Source organism: Ruminococcus sp. RTP21484sp1_RTP21281st1_A8_RTP21281_210402 (genome assembly GCF_040914025.1).
In the GTDB taxonomy this organism is placed as follows: Bacteria; Bacillota; Clostridia; order Lachnospirales; family Lachnospiraceae; genus Blautia_A; species Blautia_A faecis.
The window spans coordinates 1-20,183 of record NZ_JBCPGE010000012.1 but is presented as its reverse complement, the minus strand read 5'-3'; the positions used below and the strand labels follow the sequence as shown (position 1 = coordinate 20,183).

The following is a 20,183-nucleotide window of genomic DNA, read 5'->3' as shown; positions in this document are numbered from 1 at the left end:
ATCAGGCTGTTTCCGGAGTGCCCTTTTTGTGTGCACGCTGGCTTCTTCTGCCTGTATTTGCCGGATTCACCGGCTGTGCAGGAGCTTCCCCATGAACGATCTGAGGTTCACCAGTTCCCTCTACAGCTTCTTTTGTAATAATGCATTTACGAATGGTGTCGTCAGACGGAGTCTTATACATCAGATCCATAAGAGTGCTCTCCATGATCGCACGAAGTCCTCTGGCTCCGGTTTTACGTTCCATGGACTTTCTCGCCATAACACGAAGTGCTTCATCCTCAAAATCAAGCTCTACTCCATCAAGTTCAAACAGTTTATGGTACTGCTTGGTCAGTGCGTTCTTCGGCTCCTGAAGGATGCGAAGAAGTGCGTTCTCATCAAGTCCGTCTAAGGTTACCACTACAGGCACACGTCCTACAAACTCCGGAATCAGTCCATAACGGATCAGATCCTCAGGCATTACCTGTTTGAACAGTTCACCAACATTCTGTTCTTCTTTGGAAGCGACTTCTGCGCCAAAGCCAATTGCCTTGGTATCCTGTCTTCCCTCAATGATCTTCTCCAGACCGTCAAAGGCACCGCCGCAGATAAACAGAATATTTGTAGTATCAATCTGGATGAATTCCTGATGCGGATGCTTTCTTCCACCCTGAGGAGGAACACTTGCAACAGTGCCTTCCAGAATTTTCAGAAGTGCCTGCTGTACACCCTCTCCAGAAACATCACGAGTGATAGAAACATTCTCTGATTTACGTGTGATCTTGTCGATCTCATCTATATAAATAATTCCGTACTGCGCTCTGTCAATATCATAATCAGCAGCCTGAATGATCTTCAGAAGAATATTCTCAACATCTTCACCTACATATCCTGCCTCTGTCAGGGTAGTGGCGTCTGCAATGGCAAACGGTACATTCAGAAGTCTTGCCAGTGTCTGGGCAAGAAGTGTCTTACCGGAACCAGTTGGTCCAAGCATAAGAATGTTGCTCTTCTGAAGCTCTACATCCAGATTTCTGGAAGCAGTAACACGTTTGTAATGATTGTATACAGCAACAGAAAGTGCTTTCTTGGCCTCATCCTGTCCGATTACATAGTCGTCCAGAATTGCATGGATTTCCTCTGGTTTCATCAGATTGATCTCAGATCCAAGAATATCTTCCTGATCGTATCCTCCAAATTCTTCTTCCATGATCTCCGAGCAGATACCTACACACTCATCGCAGATGTAGGCTCCATCCGGTCCGGCGATTAATTTGCGGACCTGATCCTCGGTTTTCTGGCAAAAGGAACATCTTACTTTTCCTTCTCTTATCTTCTCAGCCATGAATCTTTAACTTTTCCTTTCTTTTAAATAAAGCGTCCTTATTCAGAGCTATTCTGAAAAAAGTTTTCTTTATTTCTTAAAATTTGGAATTATTCTGTAAAATATACCTATTTTACAAAATTATCCCATTTTACAAGATAAGACTCCTGTTAGTTCAGGAGTCTTTTCTTACAGTAGCATGCAAAAGAAAACTCCGGCTATTAGAGTTCTAAAAGCTCCAGGGGGATTTCTTTTGTTTTCAGTTTAGGCGGGAAAGTTTATACTGGAAATACACAAATATACTACCTCTTCATCAGTGTACACTCGGTTATCCAGTTACAGTTTTTCCCTATTTGTGGGTTACAACACCATCGATCAGACCATAAGCCAATGCTTCCTCTGCGGACATGTAATTGTCACGGTCTGTATCTTTCTCTACTACCTCAAGAGGCTGTCCGGTGTTTGCAGCCAGAATTTCATTTAATGTTCTCTTTGTCTTGGCAATGTGATCTGCCACGATCTGGATCTCAGTCGCCTGTCCCTGGGCTCCGCCAGATGGCTGATGGATCATGATCGTAGAATTCGGCAGTGCAAATCTCTTACCCTTTGTACCACCAGCAAGAAGGAATGCTCCCATGCTGGCAGCCATTCCCAGACAAATAGTGGAAACGTCGCACTTGATATACTGCATGGTATCGTAGATAGCCATACCAGCTGTCACGGAACCACCCGGGCTGTTGATATAAAGCTGGATATCCTTTCCAGGATCCTCTGCTTCCAGAAAAAGCAACTCAGCAACTACCAGACTGGCACTTACATCGTTTACTTCCTCTCCCAGGAAAATGATTCTGTCCTTCAGAAGCCTTGAATAGATGTCGTAGCTTCTCTCCCCTCTGCTTGTCTGCTCAATGACATAAGGCACTAAACTCATATATTCCCTCTTTTCTTATCAGATGCGCTCCACCTGGTCTGCATTATAATGCGCCAGAGAGAGCGCTTTCATAACAAAATAATTTTTCCCTCTTGGGATGTGCAGTTATCTGCCTGCTGATTATTCAGCGTCTGCTGCTTTCTCAACTTCAACTGCTGCGTCAGCGATAACAGTAACAGCCTTCTGAACAGCCATGTCTTTCTTCATCTGCTCAAGTCCGCTCTCACCGATAGCTTCTCTGATCTTGTCAGCTTCCATCTTGTAAGCATCTGCCATCTTCTGGATCTCTTCTGTGATTTCTTCTTCAGATGGCTGGATGTTCTCAGCCTCAGCTACTTTCTCAAGAACCAGTCTTGTCTGGATTCTCTTGAGAGCCTGTGGCTTCATGTCTTCCATCATCTTGTCCATGCTCTGGCCTGTGAACTGGAAGTACTGCTCCATGGATAATCCCTGCTGCTGCATTCTTCTGGAGAAGTCATCCATCATCTGACGGCACTCTGTCTTTGTCATAAGCTCCGGAATATCCATCTGTGCATTCTCGATTGCTTTATCTACTGCAGCGTTCTCTTTTGCAGTTCTTGCTTCTTTCTCTTTCTTCTCTGTCAGTTTCTTCTTAACATCTTCTTTGTACTCAGCAAGAGTATCAAATTCAGATACGTCTTTCGCGAACTCATCGTCAAGCTCCGGAACCTCTTTGGTCTCGATTTTCTTAACATCACACTGGAATACAGCTTCCTTGCCAGCAAGCTCTTTTGCCTGATATTCCTCTGGGAAAGTAACCTTAACTTCTACATGGTCACCAGTGTTTGCTCCAACAAGCTGATCCTCGAATCCCGGGATAAATGTACCGGAACCAAGTGTAAGTGCGTAGTCAGTTCCTTTACCGCCTTCAAATGCAACACCATCAACAAATCCCTCGAAATCGATTGTTGTGATATCACCGTTTGCAGCTGCACGATCCTCAACAGCAACTGTTCTTGCGTTCTTATCCTGCTCTTTCTTAACCTCAGCGTCAACTTCCTCGTCTGTTACAGCAATCTCAGACTTCGGAACCTCTACACCCTTGTAATCTCCAAGAGTAACCTCTGGTTTCACAGCTACATCAGCTGTGAAGATAAGAGCTTTACCTGGCTCCATCTGTGTAACGTTGATCTCCGGCTGGGAAACGATCTCAAGATCGCACTCGCCAAGAGCTTTTGTATATTCCTGTGGTACAAGAGAATTAACAGCGTCTTCCATAAATACACCCTTGCCATACATGCTCTCGATCATCTTTCTCGGAGCTTTTCCTTTACGGAATCCTGGAAGGCTGATTCTGCTTTTCTGTTTCTGGTAAGCTTTCTCCATTGCTTTGTCTAAATCTTCAGCGGAAACTTCGATGGTAAGCTTCGCCATGTTTTTCTCTAATTTCTCCACCTGTAAACTCATTTTCGTGTTCCTCCTTAATATATATCTCTCTGCATTCTTTCTGCGGTTATAAATGCGCAGGGTTTCCCCCTATTATTACAGTCATTGTAGAAGTATAGCACAACCCAATTAAAAACGCCAGTGTTTTTTATGGTTTTCCCTGTTATTTTTTGTGGAATTTTCACTGTTATTCCTTGAAAATCAAGGTTTTTCAGAATATTTCCTACTTGTATACTACGGATTCTGCAATCTGCTCTGCTTTTTCCTGACCAAGGAGCTGGGAAATCAGGGAAAGGGCAAAGTCAATTGCAGTTCCAAGTCCACGGCTTGTAGTAATGTTTCCATCAATTACAACCTTTTCTTCAGACTTCACAGCATCTCCAAGGCCATCCATGCAGGCCGGGTATGCAGTTGCTTTCTTTCCATGCAAAAGTCCGATTTCTGCAAAAACAGTAGGTGCCGCGCAGATGGCTGCTATCTTACCTCCATTATTATAGAAGCTTTTAACCAGATCGGTAAGTGGCTCGAATCCTCCAAGATAAGTGGTTCCAGGCTGCCCGCCTGGGAGAACCAACATGTCCGCGTCGGAGAAATCTGCCTCACGGAAGGTGGTATCGGTCAGCATGGTGATACCATGGGCTGTAGTGATCTGTTTGGTGTTTTTTATAGAAACGGTTGTAATAGTGATTCCTGCTCTTCGCATAAGATCAACTACAGTTAAGCCTTCAATGTCTTCGAAACCGTCAGCGAGGAAAATGTATACTTTTTTACTCATGGTGTAGCCTCCTAATTCATTTTCAATTAACATTTATCACGTTGTATCCTACATATTTCTACTATAAAGTGTTTTTCACATTCCAAGCCATTATAGTTTCTTCATTAAATTAATAACAAAATCATTGATTATAACGCACTTTATAGTCATTTTAATAACAATATTTACATTTTCTTGCCCTTATCAGCAGCGCCCTGCAGTGCTTCAAACACTGCACTACGGAAGCCATTTTGTTCCAGAATGCGGACGCCCTCGATAGTTGTTCCAGCCGGAGAACATACCATATCTTTCAGTTCACCAGGATGCATACCGGTCTCCAGAACCATTTTGGCACTTCCAAGCACAGACTGTGCTGCAAACTGATACGCCTGCTTTCTTGGCATTCCCTGGGCTACCGCTGCATCTGCCATTGCTTCAATGAACATGAACACATAAGCAGGAGAGCATCCGCTGACTGCGCCTACTGCATCCATCATTCTCTCCGGAACTACTTCTGTACGTCCGAAACTGTTTGTGATGGTAAGGATCTGCGCCAGATCTTCCTGAGTTACACGTTCATTGGCGCATGCACCAGTCATACCCTCACCTACCTGTGCCGGAGTATTCGGCATAAGACGTACAACCTTCAATGGCTGCTCACATTTTTCTTCCAGCCATGCAAGCGTTTTTCCAGGAGCAATTCCAACGATCATATGCTCTGGTGTGAGGTAGCCTTTCACCTCACCTATCACTTCTTCGTAAAACTGAGGCTTCACAGCTAATATAACAATATTTGCATTTTTTACGACCTCACAGTTATCCAAAGTTGTTACAACACCTAATTTTTCCTTACTTCTTCGACTGCCCTCTTCAGTAAGATTAGAAACAATAATCTCATTTTTCTCAAATATACCTTTTTTCAGAATTCCGCCGATCATTGCAGAACCCATATTTCCACATCCGATAAATCCGATTTTCATAGTATTCGCTCCTCGTCTTTTCTTCTGTCAAAACAGCTGGTTCAAAAGTTCTTTTGCCCTATTATAAAACAAAAGAACAGGATACGCAATAAAAACAGCCGTTCCCAGGCATGTTTGAAAAATGCCCGGAAGCGGCTGTCTCAGCTTTATATTTTTTATTCTTTTCTATCTTTTCTGTTTTTCCTGAAATGCAAACAGAGTTTCCCGATCCGGAAGATTGTCATTGTCTCCCTTTGAGGAAATGATAATGGCTCCCATGGCATTTCCACGGGCAACAGCCTCGTCAAGAGGCAGATTTTCCAGAAGGCCTGTTACCACACCTGCAGCAAAAGCATCTCCTGCACCTACTGTATCCACGATTTTTTCCGGCTTATACCCAGGGACTGTGCCCTGTGCACCGTCTTTTGTCTTGTAATAAGCGCCGGTTTCCCCAAGCTTTACAATTACAGTTTTAGAGCCATGTTCCAGATAAAAGTCTGCGATCTCCTCAGGCACATCTGTACCGGCAAGAATTCTGCCTTCTTTAATACCTGGCAGCACCACATCACTGTGAAATGCGATGTCATTTAAAGTCTGCACCATCTCTTCCCTTGACTTCCAGAGTTTTTCCCTGATATTGGGGTCAAAGCTTACCATCGCCCCGATTTCATGGGCTCTTTTTGCAAGAGTCATACAGGATCTGCGGCAGTCTTCTGATAAAGCCGGAGTAATTCCTGTAATATGGACCATCTTCACTCCTGACAGATCCTGCGCCTCAATGTCCTTCGGACAGATATGAGAAGCAGCGGAATTTTTCCGGAAATAATATACAGCAGGATCCCCTTCCAGAACTTTTGTCTTCAGATACGATCCGGTAAGATACTCTTCTGTAAAAAGAACCTTTTCTCCGTCAATCTTTTCCTTTTCGATAAATTCATGGATATAAGCTCCGTAAGGGTCTTTTCCAAGCTTAGTAAAATAGCTTGCAGTATGTCCCAGTCTGGTCACTCCGATAGAAAAATTCAGCTCAGCACCGGCAAGTCCCCTGGAATAATTTTCCACTTCACTGAAGGTGCCTGGCTTTTCTGCGATAAATACTACCATGGGTTCCCCCATTGTAAATATTTCACTCATCTGCCACACCTCCTTACCAGTGTCAAAGCCTCCTGTGCCTTTTGGGTAATTTCTTCAAAGTTTCCTGCATTTATATCACTTTCCTTTACCATCCAGCTTCCACCGCATGCTGCGATGAAAGGATTTTCCAGATAGGTACCGATATTCTCTGTATTGATTCCACCTGTAGGGATAAATTTCATATCTCCAAAAGGTGCTGCAAGAGCTTTGATTGCCTTGATTCCTCCACTTGTCTGGGCAGGGAAAAATTTCACCACACCGATTCCAAGGGATTTGGCTTTCATGATCTCACTGGCTGTCACGCAGCCAGGAAGACAGATCACATCCAGCTCCTGACATTTTTTTACAACCTCTTCTGAAAGTCCCGGACTTACGATAAATTTCGCCCCAGCCTCAACAGCATCTTCCACCTGACCTGCACCTATCACAGTTCCTGCACCTACCAGCATTTCCGGAACTTCTTCTGCCACCTTTTTGATGGCATCTTTTGCAGCCGCTGTGCGGAAAGTGATTTCCATACAGCAAATTCCGCCTTTACACAATGCCCGGGCAAGCTTTGTGGCATCCTCTGCCCGTTCCAGCTTTACTACCGGAATAATGGGATTTTCAGCCGCAATTTTTAATATATCTTCCATAAGCGTCACTTCTCTTCTGCTTTCGCCGCCTCAAACTCTTTGCTCCAGTCAAGATTTCTGTACTGCTCGCCTCTTTCATCCTCTTTAATAAAAGCAACCAGACGGTTCATCATCTCTGTGGGCCATACATCAATATCAATATCTGCTGTTGTGTATACACCCTGTTTGATCATTTCAAAACCGAAAATGTCTTTTACATGCATTTTCTTTGCAAATTCAATTACTTCCTTTACCATATGGCTTGGGATAAAGATCACACCGCCGCCATATCCGAATACAACATCACCAGGAAGGCAGACAGCTCCGCCGATCTTAGTCATGGAATTAAAGCTGGTCATAACAAAATCTTTGATCGGGGTAGGATCTACGCCACGGTAGTAAACCTGAAGTCCTTCGATTCCTTCGATCTGCTCCAGATCACGGATACCGCCCCATACAACAGCTCCGCCGGTCTTGGTTCTGTTTTTGATAGCTGTGGAAAGATTTCCACCTACAAAGGTTCCTTCGTAGATCTTGTCATACATATCAGCTACGACTACATCTCCTTCTACCAGAGTATCAATCACCCACTGGTTGCAGGTTCCTTTTCTTCCCTCAGAAGCACCGATCTTCTTTACAGTCTCCTCAAGATCCGGTCTTGCAGGCATGAAAGAACAGGTCACAGCTCTTCCAACCAGCTTTGTCTTATCCTCATGAAGTCTTTTCAGTTTTTCCTCAAACTGGTTCAGGTAGCCTTTCATAAACATAGGCTGCCATACCTCTTCCAGGGTAAGATGTCTTATTTCTTCCAGATCCTCATCGGATACTCTCGGACGTCCATCTGGAAAACGCTCTCCATCCCATTTTTCTGTTAACTGTATAATATCTTCTTTTACACTAAAATGCATAATTTAAAATTCCTTTCTTCTTTATATAATTCCCTATCATTCATGGTTTCCCGCAAATTGTGAATAGTAACACCGGCGGCGCAATCCGCCGCCGGGTCTTTGTCTGTCACTGTGGTAAAAAATCAGCTCCACAGACGGTCATGGGAATAATCATGGTTCCACTCGTCTGTTGGAAGCCAGATTCCCGGATAATCCGGATGAATGTGTTCCAGCACAACCTCGTCCACGATCTCATCAATACCAAGACCTGGTTTATCCGGAACTGTAATATAACCGTTCTGTACCAGTGGTTTCGGAAGTCCGGTTACCAGATCATCCCACCACGGAACATCTACAGAATGGAATTCCTGTGCAAGGAAGTTCTCAGTAGCTGCAATACTGTGAACAGCAGCCATACAAGCGATTGGGCTCTCAGCCATATGAACAGCCATTGCAACACCATATTCCTGTGCAAGGTCACCGATTTTCTTATTCTCAAGGATTCCACCGGAAGTAAGGATATCCGGATGGATCACAGATACACCGCCTTTTTCCAGAAGAGGTCTGAAGTTTTCTTTCAGATAAATATCCTCGCCTGTACAGATCGGAACTGCACAGGAATTTCTCAGACGTACATACTGATCTGTCAGCTGCCACGGAATCAGATCCTCCATCCATGCGATGTTATATTTTTCAATTCTTCTTGCCAGCTTGATGCAGGATTCCACACCAATATGTCCAAAATGGTCAATTGCAAGTGGAATATCATATCCGATAATGCTTCTTACATCTTTTACATACTGCTCCAGGATATCAAAGCCATGCTCTGTTACCTGAATGCCTGTAAATGGATGTGGAATATTGTTCACATCATAGTGACGGTTGCGAAGATATGTTTCTTTCTCATCTAAGTTTCTTGGAATTGCATCATATGCAGTTGCTGCTTTCAGTTCCTGAACAAATCCAAGAGGTGCGCACAGTGCGCCTGGTTCATCGTATAAAAGGTCAATGCCAAGATCCATTTTCAGGAAAGTAAAGCCTTTTTCCATTCTTGCCTTTAATGCCTTTCCCATATCGATTCCGGTATGCTTTCCTTCTACATCTGTGTCACAGTAAATACGGATCTTGTCTCTGAATTTACCTCCAAGCATCTGATAAATCGGAACACCATAAGCCTTTCCTGCAAGGTCCCAAAGTGCGATTTCTACACCGCAGACACCACCGCCCTGTCTTGCATGGCCGCCAAACTGTTTGATTCTTCTGAATAATTTATCAATATTGCAGGGATTTTCCCCGATCAGTCTGCTCTTTAATGCTAAAATGAATTTTCGGTCTGCTCCGTCACGAACTTCGCCGTAACCAACAAGACCCTGATTGGTATAAATTTTTACCAAAGTGCAGTGCATCGGTGCGCCTACAATATCTGCAACGCGCAGATCTGTGATCCTCAAATCGGAAGGTCTTGAATTGGTATTCACATTCTGTAAAATTTCCTCATAAGCTTTGTCCATTTGTTTTCCCTCTCTTCTTGATTATTTTGGCTATGAAATTCCCGAAGGGCATCTGCGGACCGGCCATGCCGGCATGACAGGATCCATGGATACTCCAGCGGCAAATTATTTCACGCTTCCATCTGATTTGCCTGAGATCAGCTGTGCCTGTGCTACAATATAAATGATCGTAACCGGCAGAGATGTGAGTACTGATGCTGCCATGATTCTTCCCCAGATTGCCGAATCCGCGTATTTGAAGCTGGAAATGGCAACTACAGCAGTCTGCTGTGCGGGACTTGTGGTCATGATCATGGCGTATAAATATTCGTTCCAGGACATTGTAAATGCAAAGGTTGCAACAACTGCGATACCGGGAAGTGCGATTGGTGTGATGATATATCTTAAGGATTTCATTCTGGTACAGCCATCAATCAGCGCTGCTTCCTCAAGTGCATAAGGAATGGCCTTAAAATAACTCATCAGCATATAGCAGCAGTACGGCACAACAGTGGTTGGATAAATGATCAGCAATGCCCATTTGTTGTCATAGAATCCAAGTTTACTTACAAATACATACATCGGTACGAAAAGCACTGCAGTAGGTATTAAATAAGAAAAGATAATGCTTGTTTTGAAAAATCTTCTTCCCGGATATTTCAGTCTTGTCATAGCATAAGAGCCAAGAATACTGATCAGCAGACAACAGACAGTTGTCAAAAAGGCGATCATAAGACTGTTTAAAAGAGCCCGGGGAAATTCTGTTTTGGTAAAAAGGTCTACATAGTTTTCAAAGGTATAATGTTTTGCGATCAATGACGGACGTGCCACATACATTTCACTGTTTACTGTTATGGAAGATTTGATCATCCAGTATACCGGAAAAATAGTCCACACAAGTGCAATTATCAGGAGTATGTATGTCGTTGCCGAAGCAGCAATTCTTTTATGTCTTTTCATTACCATGATAATCTTCCCTCCTATTCTTCCTCTTTATTGGCTTTTGCGTAGATAAATATCAAGATCAGCAATAACGGAATAACAGAAATCGCTACAGATACAGCTCTTGCAAAGTTATTCTGAATAAAAGCCATATCATAGGTATAGGTTGCGATTGTACTGGAAGCATATAACGGGCCGCCTCCTGTGATCAGATATACATTTTCAAAGTCATTAAATGTCCAGATTGTAGATAACAATGTGGTAATTCCGATTACACTTGAAATAGACGGAAGTGTGATATACCAGAACTGTTTAAATGCTCCTGCGCCATCTACATAAGCAGCTTCATACTGCTGTTTTTCCAGTGTCTGTAAAGCTCCCAGGATACTGAACATAAAGAAAGGAATTCCTCTCCATATATTTACGATCATCGTTGTAAGCAGTGTAAGATTCGGGTCACTGAGCCACGGAATTCCAATCTTCGTAACCCCTAAAGAGATCAGAAGGCTGTTGATAATTCCATAAGTACTGTCGTACATCCAGCGCCAGGTTGTTGCAGCTACCATTCCGGGAATCGCCCACGGAATCAAAAGTACTGTACGGAAAAAGGACTTTCCCTTGAAACTTCTGTTAAGCAGTACCGCCCATAAGAGTCCCAGTGCAAGCTTTGCAGCAATACAGCCCACTGTATAAACGAGCGTGTTCTTCAGAGATTTCCAGTAAATAGGATCATGGAACAATTTGATATAGTTTTCTAATCCAACAAATTTCTCCGGTTTTCCTACCACCTTATTGGTAAATGACAGATAGAGCGCACGGCAGAACGGATAACCCATTATTCCAAATACTACAAGGATAATCGGAATCATCAATATCAGTCCCAGTCTTCTGTCTTTCTTTGCCTGTGATTCATATTTTCTTTTCACATTAGCCATTGACAATTTCCTCTTCCTTTCTAGCAGAAGCTGTTCCATTTGGAACAGCTCCTGCATTTTACTCATTTAAAATGGATTGATCTTTCCAGAAATCATTCACCGTAAAGCTCGATCAGGGACTGCTCCAGAGAGTCAAGAGCTTCCTGAGGATCTACACCGTTAACAACGATCTGCTGCATAGCCTTTACGCAAGCCTGGTTTGTAAAGCTTGTTGCTGCCTCACCGGTTGTAGGTGCCGGATAAGTGGTAAGTACTAAGTTTTCGGAGTTCTTTAACCAGCCAATATGGTCTTCTGCATTCCAGAAATCTGTATCATCATATCCATTGACAACTGGCTGCCACATAGCACCCATAGCCTCAACCATCTGATTATAGTAATCTGTATCGCTGAAATAATAGGAAACAAACTCTTTTGCTACATCTGTGTTTGCTCCGGTCTCAAAGATACCAAATACATTTGCTCCACCTAATGTATAGGAAGTGTCATCAGCAGATACTGCTGGGTACTGGATGATCTGAGTGTTTGCCAGAAGGTCTGGATTCTCCTGCTCCATAGAAGAAATAATGGAACCGGAATTACATACCATACCTACTGTACCAGCCATCCATGCAGAGTTATTTGCACTGTCATCCCATGTAGTTGCATCTGGTGGGCAAAGTCCTTCTTCATATAAGGATGCGATATATTCCATTGCTGCAAGAGTCTCAGGGCTGTTTACCACAACCTTTCCGTTCTCATCAACAAGTCTTCCGCCAAAGTCAAGGATTACGGTTCTTACGAAGGACTCAGCGTCTCCGCCGCCGCTTGCTCCAAGAGGAAGTCCTAATGCATAGAAGCCGTTTTCCGGATCATTGATCTTTTCGGCATCCTCTTTCAGCTCTTCCCATGTAGTCGGCATATCCAGGCCTTTTTCTTCCCATTTATCTTTTCTGATGTACATACCTGGTGCTGTAAAGGAAAGTGGAACAAGGTAGTTCTTGTCGTTAAAGGTTGCATATCTAAGTGCATTTTCTTTGAAGTCGATATTTTCCAGAACATCATCTACTTCTGCCAGCTGATCGCTGTTAATATATTCTGCAACTAATGTGTTATCGCCCATGATCAGGTCAGGCTGATTACCGGACTCAATAGCTGCTGCAAGTTTCTGCTTGATATCTCCTGAAGGAACGATTACATATTCTACATCCACACCATTTGCTTCGGCGAATTCATCCAATTTTGCTTTCATCATATCGTTGTATGCTGCTACATACTCAGATTTGTCCCAAAATACCAGTTTTTTGTCAGCAGCCTTTACCTCTGCCGGTGCTGATACGACAAAAGATCCGCTTAACATTGTCATTCCCAATACTGCTGCTAACGCCTTCTTAGTTTTCATAGTGTTTTTCTCCTTTCAGTTTATGGTTTTTGCTTTTACCCTTGTTGTTTTTCCTATCTTAAGCTCTATCGGCTCCAGACAGGATTCAAATTTTTCTTCCGGCTGTTCAATCAGACCGATCAGTTTTTGTAATGCAACTTCAGAAACCTTATCTGCTACAGAAGGAACCCGTGTATACTCCATGTTCTGGAATGTCACATACTCTGAATAATAGTTTTCATAGTATTCCAGCGTGATCAGGGAAAGATCATCAGGGATGTACAGATTGTTGGCTCTCACCGCCCTTTTCAGATATCTGGTAAGATTTGCCGGAATGATAAATGCACTGGGACGTTCTTTTTTTTGAAGCATCTTGTTAAATACTCTTTCTGCATTTTCTGCAATCTCACCGCAGGAAAAGCTGTAGTAATAGTCCTCTCTGTAAGGAATTCCATGCTGTTCCATAGCCTCTTTATAGGCTGGGAAACGACTTTCCTCTACTACACTAACCTTATCCTCTGTCAGCATGGCGATTTTCTCATGTCCCAGCTGAACCAGATAATCCACGGCTTCTTTTACTGTCTGTGCATGATCTGTTGCCACATAATTGTAATCATCGTAATCTTTGATTTTTCCCACACATACATATGGAATTTTATTCTTCTCGAATTCCTTGAAATATCGATCCCTAGGTGTCAGGGAAAATACCAGGAAGCCATCCACCAGTGATTTTCCAAGTCCCAGAAGATATTCCATTTGCTCATCTTCCAGCTTTTTGCTGTTCTGTGCATAAATTAAAACCGAATAGCCTTGCTTTTCAGCCGCTTTTCCAACAGAATCAAATACCTGTGGAAAATACATTGTGTCAAACACATTTGCCAGATTTCCTGGAATAATCAAACCTACTGTTTTACTTTTCTCCTTAGCCGACAACCTGCGCGCACTGATACTTGGGATGTAGCCCAAAGCATCGATTGCCTCCTGGATCTTATCTTTCGTTTCCTCTTTCATCCTGTCATATCGCTTATTCAAGTAATTTGAGATTGTTGCCTTCGATACTCCAGCCCTCTTTGCCACCTCTGCTATTGTTACTTTTTTATCTGCCATAAGCCCCTCACCTCAACTCTTACTGTCAGAAACCAAACTTTTTGTTTCTAACTTAATGCCAGTATATCCTATTTTGTCCAATTAGTGAAGCGGTTTACTAAACAAATAAAAAAAATTACTAATAATCTTTCTCAATATCATCAAATTGGTAAATCGGTTTAGTGGAACGGTTTAGTAAAGCGGTTTACTTCTGAAATCTGAGTTTATTATATTTTTGATTATCGAATTTGTCAATAGACTTTCTCATTTTTTATTTTTTTTATGCAAAATACACATTTTAAATTTGAAAATTTTGTGAACTTTATTTTTCAAGTTCTAGGATGCGCTTTTTTCACAAAAAAACCGCATCTCTGCGGTCAGTCACTCATAAGCAAATAACGGAAATCGCCCCGCCCCTCAGCTTGGGAAGCTGATGTTCTACCAATGAACTATATCTGCGAACGAGTTTATTATAGTACCAGCATCTCCAAGGTATAAGATGTGTACTGCAATTTGTGGGAGATTTTACACTCCCACTCCTTTACTCAAGGTACTGTTGTGATACTTTGTGGAATAGGTCACATCCTCCCCGAACCACGCAGGCGGCTCATAGGCAAGAGCCTCCTTCTCACAGGAAAATTCTACCTCTGCTAAAAGCAGTCCCTCATAAGGTGCATCAAAAATATCCAGTTCGATAGACAGGCCATTCTTTTCCGGAATCACATAACGTGTCTTGGAAATCACAATTCCGTCAACCTTTGACTTCAGATGTTCATAAGCTTCTTTTGTCAGAGGAAGATTATACTCTTCTCTTGCAAGTAAGCCTCTTGACTTGTAAGTCAAATAATAGCTGTCGTTTGACTGTCTAATCCGCACCACCGGATCGGTACACAAATATCCCTGCTGGATCACTTTTCTCGGATATTGCTTCAGATTCCTAGGCAAATTTTCCTTTTTCACAAGAAACTTTCTCTCAATTTCCACCTTTGTTTCCTCCGTATATGCAAAATTGAGGGCAAATACCCTTGCCCTCAATCTTACTCTTCTCCCGCTCTTTATGCAACTATTTCTCTTTTTCCGGATCCGGTGTCCAGTTTCTTCTTCCAAATCTGGTCGCCAGAGTCAGCATCTCCTTCTGCAATTCTTTGCTGAACTGTCCTTCCTTCAGGCGCCACTTCCAGTTTGTTCCCAGAGTGGACGGCTGATTAATACGGGCAGAATTATCCAGCTGCAGATAATCCTGAATCGGAATAATACATCTTCCGGCTACACTTCCCATAACCAGACGGATCATATTCCGGCAGATGCCCTTCTCATCATCATGGAAGTTCCACAGATATTCCCGAACCATATGACGCTCCTCAGGAGTGATATCCCCATACCAGCCAAGCAGTGTCTCATTGTCGTGGGTTCCGGTATAAACCACACAGTTATTTGTGTAGTTATGAGGCAGATAATCACTGGCATTTCCTGTATCCCGCTCATCAAAGGCAAACTCGATTACCTTCATGTTTGGATAACCGCTCTCCTCCACAAGACGCTTCACAGAATCAGTCATGAAACCAAGGTCCTCAGCAATAATGTCCTTGTGTCCCAACCGATAGGAAACAGTACGGAAAAGATCCATTCCAGGTCCTTTTTCCCACCAGCCGCGTTTTGCATCCTTATCACCATATGGAATCGCATAATATTCATCAAATCCACGGAAATGATCAATGCGGACAACATCATACATATTAAAGCAATGTGCCAGACGTTTGATCCACCACTCGAAGCCGGTATTTTTATGCACATCCCATCTGTACAGCGGATTTCCCCACAACTGTCCTGTAGCAGAAAATCCATCTGGCGGGCATCCGGCTACCTGTGTAGGCTCGTTATTTTCATCCAGCTTGAAAAGTCCTGGATTTGCCCAGGTATCTGCACTGTCCATGGCAACATAGATCGGAATATCTCCAATAATACGAATTCCTCTTCTGTTTGCATAAGCTTTCAGTTTCGCCCACTGCTCATAAAATTTGAACTGCATATACTCCTGGAATTCAATTTCAAAATACAGTTCTTTTCTGTAATAATCCAATGCATTGTTCCAACGAAGGCGAATGTCCTCCGCCCATTCTGTCCACGGAATTCCCTCAAAACGATCCTTCACCGCCATAAAAAGTGCATAATCGCCAAGCCAGTGCGCCTGCTCCTGCTGGAATCTTACAAAGTCAGGGTTCTTGGAAATATCGCTTCTCTCATAAGCTTTACGAAGAAGTTTGTAACGTCCTTTGTAAATTTTCTCATAATCCACATCATCTTCTCTGGAACCAAAATCCACAGCATCACACTCTTTTTCCGTAAGCACGCCCTCTTCGATCAGGTCTTCCAGACTGATAAAATAAGGATTTCCTGCAAAAGTGGAAAAAGACTGATAAGGTGAATCACCGTAGCTGGTTGGTCCAAGGGGCAGAATCTGCCAGCAGCCCTGTCCAGCTGCTTTCAACTGATCTACAAACTCATATGCACTTTTTGAAAAGCATCCAATTCCATATTTTGAAGGCAGACTGCTGATTGGAAGCAGCACACCACATTCTCTCTGATTTCCCATTTTTTCCTCCCTGTTTAAAAACATCAAACTTTAGCATATATTGTTACACTTATCACAGTTTAACATACATGTTTATATCATGCCACAATTCATGTTCTTAAATCAATATCATTTTTTCAAGAAATATAGTATTTTTTTCTAATAATAATGATATTTCTTTTTGTTCTTCACCAGACAGGACACAGAACCGGTCAGTCCCAGAACTTCTGCCACTATAATTGCTCCCCATATTCCATCCAGTCCCAGAAGCATTGGAAGTAATATAACCATTCCTCCCCTGAAAAGCAGAGTTCTTGTAAAAGACAAAAATGCAGAAAGAGGTCCGTTACACAGCGCCGTAAAAAAAGAAGAGGCATAAATGTTAATTCCACTGAACAGATATCCCACAGAAAAAATACGGAACCCATGAACAGTCATATCCAGCAACTCCTTATCATATCCTACAAAAACAGAAGAAAGAGGATGACTTACTATCTCTGAAACAGTCACCATCGCAATAGAGACAAATCCAATAATCGTAACACTTTTGCGGAAAACACTTTTCAACTCAGCATAATTTCCTGCACCATACTGGTAACTGACAACCGGAGCACTTCCGGAAGAAAATCCAAGGAAAGCCGCCAGAAACGCAAAATCCACATACATCATAACGGAATAAGCTGCCACTCCATTTTCCCCGATTACTTCCATTAACTGAATGTTGTATAAAATACTAATTAATGACGCGGAAATATTGCTCATCAGTTCCGAAGAGCCATTGGATGCTGCCTGAAGAAGCTGTTTTCCGTAAAATTTTGTTTTCACGAGCTGAAGACCATGGTCTCTTTTTTTTGCAAAATAAATAAGTGGAATGCCGCCACCGACTACATATCCCATAACCGTTGCCAGTGCAGCACCTGCAACCCCCATTTTCAGCACTGCTATAAACACGTAATCCAGTGCCATATTCGTCACGCCAGAAGCAATAGAAAGTACCAGTCCCAGGATTGGTTTTTCATTTACCACAAAGAAATTCTGGAAGCTGACCTGTAGCATAAATGGGACACTGCCAGCCAGCAGGATAGCCCCATAAATGACACAGTCCTCCATAAGAAGAGCACTAGCTCCGGCAAACTGCATAATTGGGCGAACAAAAATAAGTGACAGTGCGGTCAGGATTCCACCGATTATAAGCATGCTGTAGATCAGCATGGAAAAGTATTGATTCGCCAGTTCCTTTTTTCCTTCTCCCAATGTTTTTGCCACAAGAGCACTGCCGCCGGTTCCAAGCATAAAACCAACTGAACCGATGATCATAGCCACTGGAAATGCAATATTTATGGCTGAAAGCGCCATTGCACCTACCAGATTGGATACGAATAAACCGTCCACTACACTGTAAACAGAGGCAATTATCATAGTAACCACCGAAGGTAAGGTAAAACGCAGCAAGCGTTTATAGGTAAAATGATCGGATAGTCTGATCTGCATAAATATAATACTTCTCCTTAATTTTATAAAATTTACATTTGCTCCACTTAAAATGTTCAATCCTAAAAATAGGACACTTTCTAATGCATTTTTCTACTCAGTCAAGTTTTTCTCTTCTGTCAGAAACTTTTCAGTCTCATCTGCCAACACATTCACATGTCTCAGTCCATAATACAGGACTCCTTTTTTTTCTTCCTCGGAAAGCTTTTCAAAGGCTCTTCTCTCCACTTCAAAGACATGATCTACCGTATTTCTAACCAGTTCATTTCCTTTTTCCGTAAAATGGATGGTTTTATTCTTTCGGTTTCCAACATCCTTCTCCAGGTAAATGCAACCTTCTTTTTCCAGCTTTTTCAGTGCAGTATTTACCGTCTGTTTCCGAAGGTACAGATTATTACATATCTGTGCCTGGGTCGTACAGTCCTCATTTTCCCGGACAAAATATAAAATATCGAACATCGTTTCTGTAAGACCATAATGAGAAGCCAGTTTATAATACACTGCACAGTTTTTCTTATAAATATTGTTTACATCTCGTAAAAAATCCTTGAAAGTCATTTCCGCCATATACGTCTTCTTTTCCTTTCTGCATTCCCGATTTCGTAATATAGGCACGTAAATGATCCGAAATCGGACTTTTTGTTAGTATAGTCCGATTTCGGATTATTGTCAAGATATAAAAAAGCTTACATGCATTCAGCCTCAATTTATTAACCCAGACTTTATACAGGTAAGCTATTTTATACCTTTATGCGGTACGTGAATTTCTTGTACCAGCCACCCTAGTGCTGGTATCAAATTCACGAAGTTTCCGTTTGGATTCCTCGCTTAAATTTCTCGGTACCTGAACCTGGACGGTTACGTACAGATCACCGTAGACTCCAGCTTTTCCCATTGCCTGGATACCTTTTCCTTTCAGACGGATTTTGCAGCCAGACTGTGTGCCTTCCGGAATGCGGCACATTACCTGGCCATTCAGGGTCTGGACTTTTGCCTCGCCGCCCAGAGCAGCTGTGATGAACGGCACATTTACGATGGTGTAAACGTCGGTGCCTTTTCGCTCAAATCCAGAGCGCTCGCCTACATGAACCTTCAGAAGAAGATCCCCTGCGGGAGCACCTCCGTAACCTGGGTTTCCTTTGCCTCTCAGACGGATACTCTTGCCGTTGTCAATTCCGGCAGGAATGTGAACCTTCAGAGTCTGTTTGCCGCTGCCGTCTGCACCAGAAAGATTGATCAGCTTGTCGCAACCAAATGCTGCCTCGTTGAAGCTGATGGAAATTTCTGCATTCAGGTCCTGACCTTTCTGCTGGTGACTGCCACGGAAGCCGCTATTGCAGCTGTTTCCAAAGCCATCTCCATAACCGGTACCATCAAAACCGCCACTGCCGAAACTACCATTAAATCCGCTTCTAAAAGAGCCGTTTTCAAAGCCAGAGTGACCAAAACCGCTTCCTCCAAATCCGTGTGCGGAACCAGCCTTTCCAGAATTGCTTCCTCCTCCGAAGCCTCCTCCAAACAGATTCTTCAGAATATCGTCCATGTCACCACCTTCGAAATGAAATTCCTGATAGCTGCCATCCGGACTTCTGTAAGCACCGCTATGACTATTTCCAAAACCGCCAAAGCCACCGAATCCAGAGCCGTCAAAGCCGCCGTTTCCATTAAAGCCACCTCCACCATATCCGGCACCGCCAGCACCTTCTTCAAATGCTGCGTGACCGAACTGGTCGTATAATTTCTTCTTCTCAGGGTCACTGAGCACATTATATGCTTCTGTGACTTCCTTAAACTTTTCTTCAGCATCCGGATTTCCCTCGTTTGAATCCGGATGATATTTCTTCGCCATCTTACGATAAGCTTTCTTTATAGCATCTTTATCCGCGCTGCGACTGATTCCCAGCACTTCATAATAATCTCTCTTTGCTCCCATATTGGTCACCTCTGACTCTTCATATTGCGAAATGAACTCATTACTCTTCATAGCTTCCAGCAATATACTTTATAACGTATTTCCTGGCAGCAGTAATATTAATTCATTCTCATATTTATTAAAACAGTTACTTAAATTCACTTTCCCCATCTACACAAATTCCCCGGAATCTCTCCCGGGGAATGCTGCTGTCCATCTCCCGAACAGCCCCGGGAAACAGCTTTTGTTTCTTTGTTCTATTTGTAATATAACATTCATTTTCTTAAAAGTCAAGGTATGGAACATGATTTCATATTTTTTTCACATTAACCCTTAAATGAAAAACTAACTTCCACCTTTAGTCTGTTTTGTTCTACATTAGGAATTGGGGGTGGAAGTTAGTCTTGC

Annotated in this window: 18 protein-coding genes and 1 tRNA gene; all 19 read right to left on the bottom strand. The window is 42.8% G+C overall.

Annotation, left to right across the window (positions count from 1 at the left end; all coding sequences use genetic code 11):
• Position 1 precedes the first annotated feature (1 nt).
• Positions 2–1,324 carry an ATP-dependent Clp protease ATP-binding subunit ClpX gene (gene clpX / locus AB5170_RS07560; protein WP_118582711.1) on the bottom strand — a complete coding sequence of 441 codons (1,323 nt, stop codon included), beginning with the start codon at positions 1,322–1,324 and terminating at the stop codon, positions 2–4.
• A gap of 328 nt (positions 1,325–1,652) precedes the next feature.
• A complete protein-coding gene (gene clpP / locus AB5170_RS07555; RefSeq protein WP_118582708.1) occupies positions 1,653–2,234 on the bottom strand; it encodes an ATP-dependent Clp endopeptidase proteolytic subunit ClpP in 582 nt (193 codons plus the stop codon).
• A gap of 120 nt (positions 2,235–2,354) precedes the next feature.
• Positions 2,355–3,662: a trigger factor gene (tig, locus tag AB5170_RS07550; RefSeq protein WP_148461701.1), complete on the bottom strand. Its 1,308-nt coding sequence runs from the start codon at positions 3,660–3,662 to the stop codon at positions 2,355–2,357.
• Positions 3,663–3,864: 202 nt separating this feature from the next.
• Complete coding sequence (locus AB5170_RS07545; RefSeq protein WP_204453987.1) at positions 3,865–4,416, bottom strand: DJ-1 family glyoxalase III; 552 nt, start codon at positions 4,414–4,416, stop codon at positions 3,865–3,867.
• A gap of 164 nt (positions 4,417–4,580) precedes the next feature.
• On the bottom strand, positions 4,581–5,375 hold the full coding sequence (gene proC / locus AB5170_RS07540) for a pyrroline-5-carboxylate reductase (RefSeq protein ID WP_368361541.1): 795 nt from the start codon (positions 5,373–5,375) through the stop codon (positions 4,581–4,583).
• A 165-nt stretch (positions 5,376–5,540) separates the two neighbouring features.
• Positions 5,541–6,488, bottom strand: coding sequence for a sugar kinase (locus tag AB5170_RS07535; protein WP_173717249.1), 948 nt, complete (start codon positions 6,486–6,488; stop codon positions 5,541–5,543).
• Positions 6,485–7,123, bottom strand: coding sequence for a bifunctional 4-hydroxy-2-oxoglutarate aldolase/2-dehydro-3-deoxy-phosphogluconate aldolase (locus AB5170_RS07530; protein ID WP_173717250.1), 639 nt, complete (start codon positions 7,121–7,123; stop codon positions 6,485–6,487). The genes AB5170_RS07535 and AB5170_RS07530 overlap by 4 nt, the downstream gene beginning before the upstream one ends.
• 5 nt (positions 7,124–7,128) lie before the next feature.
• Positions 7,129–8,010: an RraA family protein gene (locus AB5170_RS07525; protein WP_173717251.1), complete on the bottom strand. Its 882-nt coding sequence runs from the start codon at positions 8,008–8,010 to the stop codon at positions 7,129–7,131.
• A gap of 122 nt (positions 8,011–8,132) precedes the next feature.
• Positions 8,133–9,500 carry a mandelate racemase/muconate lactonizing enzyme family protein gene (locus AB5170_RS07520; protein ID WP_173717252.1) on the bottom strand — a complete coding sequence of 456 codons (1,368 nt, stop codon included), beginning with the start codon at positions 9,498–9,500 and terminating at the stop codon, positions 8,133–8,135.
• A 105-nt stretch (positions 9,501–9,605) separates the two neighbouring features.
• Positions 9,606–10,445: a carbohydrate ABC transporter permease gene (locus tag AB5170_RS07515; protein ID WP_173717253.1), complete on the bottom strand. Its 840-nt coding sequence runs from the start codon at positions 10,443–10,445 to the stop codon at positions 9,606–9,608.
• Between the two features lie 14 nt (positions 10,446–10,459).
• Positions 10,460–11,356 carry a carbohydrate ABC transporter permease gene (locus AB5170_RS07510; RefSeq protein WP_368361542.1) on the bottom strand — a complete coding sequence of 299 codons (897 nt, stop codon included), beginning with the start codon at positions 11,354–11,356 and terminating at the stop codon, positions 10,460–10,462.
• A 92-nt stretch (positions 11,357–11,448) separates the two neighbouring features.
• The gene (locus tag AB5170_RS07505; protein WP_173717255.1) at positions 11,449–12,735 is read right to left on the bottom strand and encodes an ABC transporter substrate-binding protein; all 1,287 of its coding nucleotides are present in this window, start codon (positions 12,733–12,735) and stop codon (positions 11,449–11,451) included.
• A gap of 15 nt (positions 12,736–12,750) precedes the next feature.
• Positions 12,751–13,821, bottom strand: coding sequence for a LacI family DNA-binding transcriptional regulator (locus AB5170_RS07500; RefSeq protein ID WP_368361543.1), 1,071 nt, complete (start codon positions 13,819–13,821; stop codon positions 12,751–12,753).
• Positions 13,822–14,190: 369 nt separating this feature from the next.
• A tRNA-Gly gene (locus AB5170_RS07495) sits at positions 14,191–14,259 on the bottom strand.
• A 66-nt stretch (positions 14,260–14,325) separates the two neighbouring features.
• Positions 14,326–14,784: a CYTH domain-containing protein gene (locus AB5170_RS07490; protein ID WP_368361544.1), complete on the bottom strand. Its 459-nt coding sequence runs from the start codon at positions 14,782–14,784 to the stop codon at positions 14,326–14,328.
• Between the two features lie 79 nt (positions 14,785–14,863).
• A complete protein-coding gene (gene malQ, locus AB5170_RS07485; RefSeq protein WP_173717258.1) occupies positions 14,864–16,393 on the bottom strand; it encodes a 4-alpha-glucanotransferase in 1,530 nt (509 codons plus the stop codon).
• A gap of 138 nt (positions 16,394–16,531) precedes the next feature.
• Positions 16,532–17,863: an MATE family efflux transporter gene (locus tag AB5170_RS07480; RefSeq protein WP_173717259.1), complete on the bottom strand. Its 1,332-nt coding sequence runs from the start codon at positions 17,861–17,863 to the stop codon at positions 16,532–16,534.
• A gap of 93 nt (positions 17,864–17,956) precedes the next feature.
• Positions 17,957–18,430 (bottom strand): MarR family winged helix-turn-helix transcriptional regulator, encoded by a 474-nt coding sequence (locus AB5170_RS07475; protein WP_173717260.1) that lies wholly within the window; start codon positions 18,428–18,430, stop codon positions 17,957–17,959.
• 181 nt (positions 18,431–18,611) lie between these two features.
• Positions 18,612–19,796: a DnaJ C-terminal domain-containing protein gene (locus AB5170_RS07470; protein WP_368361545.1), complete on the bottom strand. Its 1,185-nt coding sequence runs from the start codon at positions 19,794–19,796 to the stop codon at positions 18,612–18,614.
• Between the last annotated feature and the right edge of the window lie 387 nt (positions 19,797–20,183).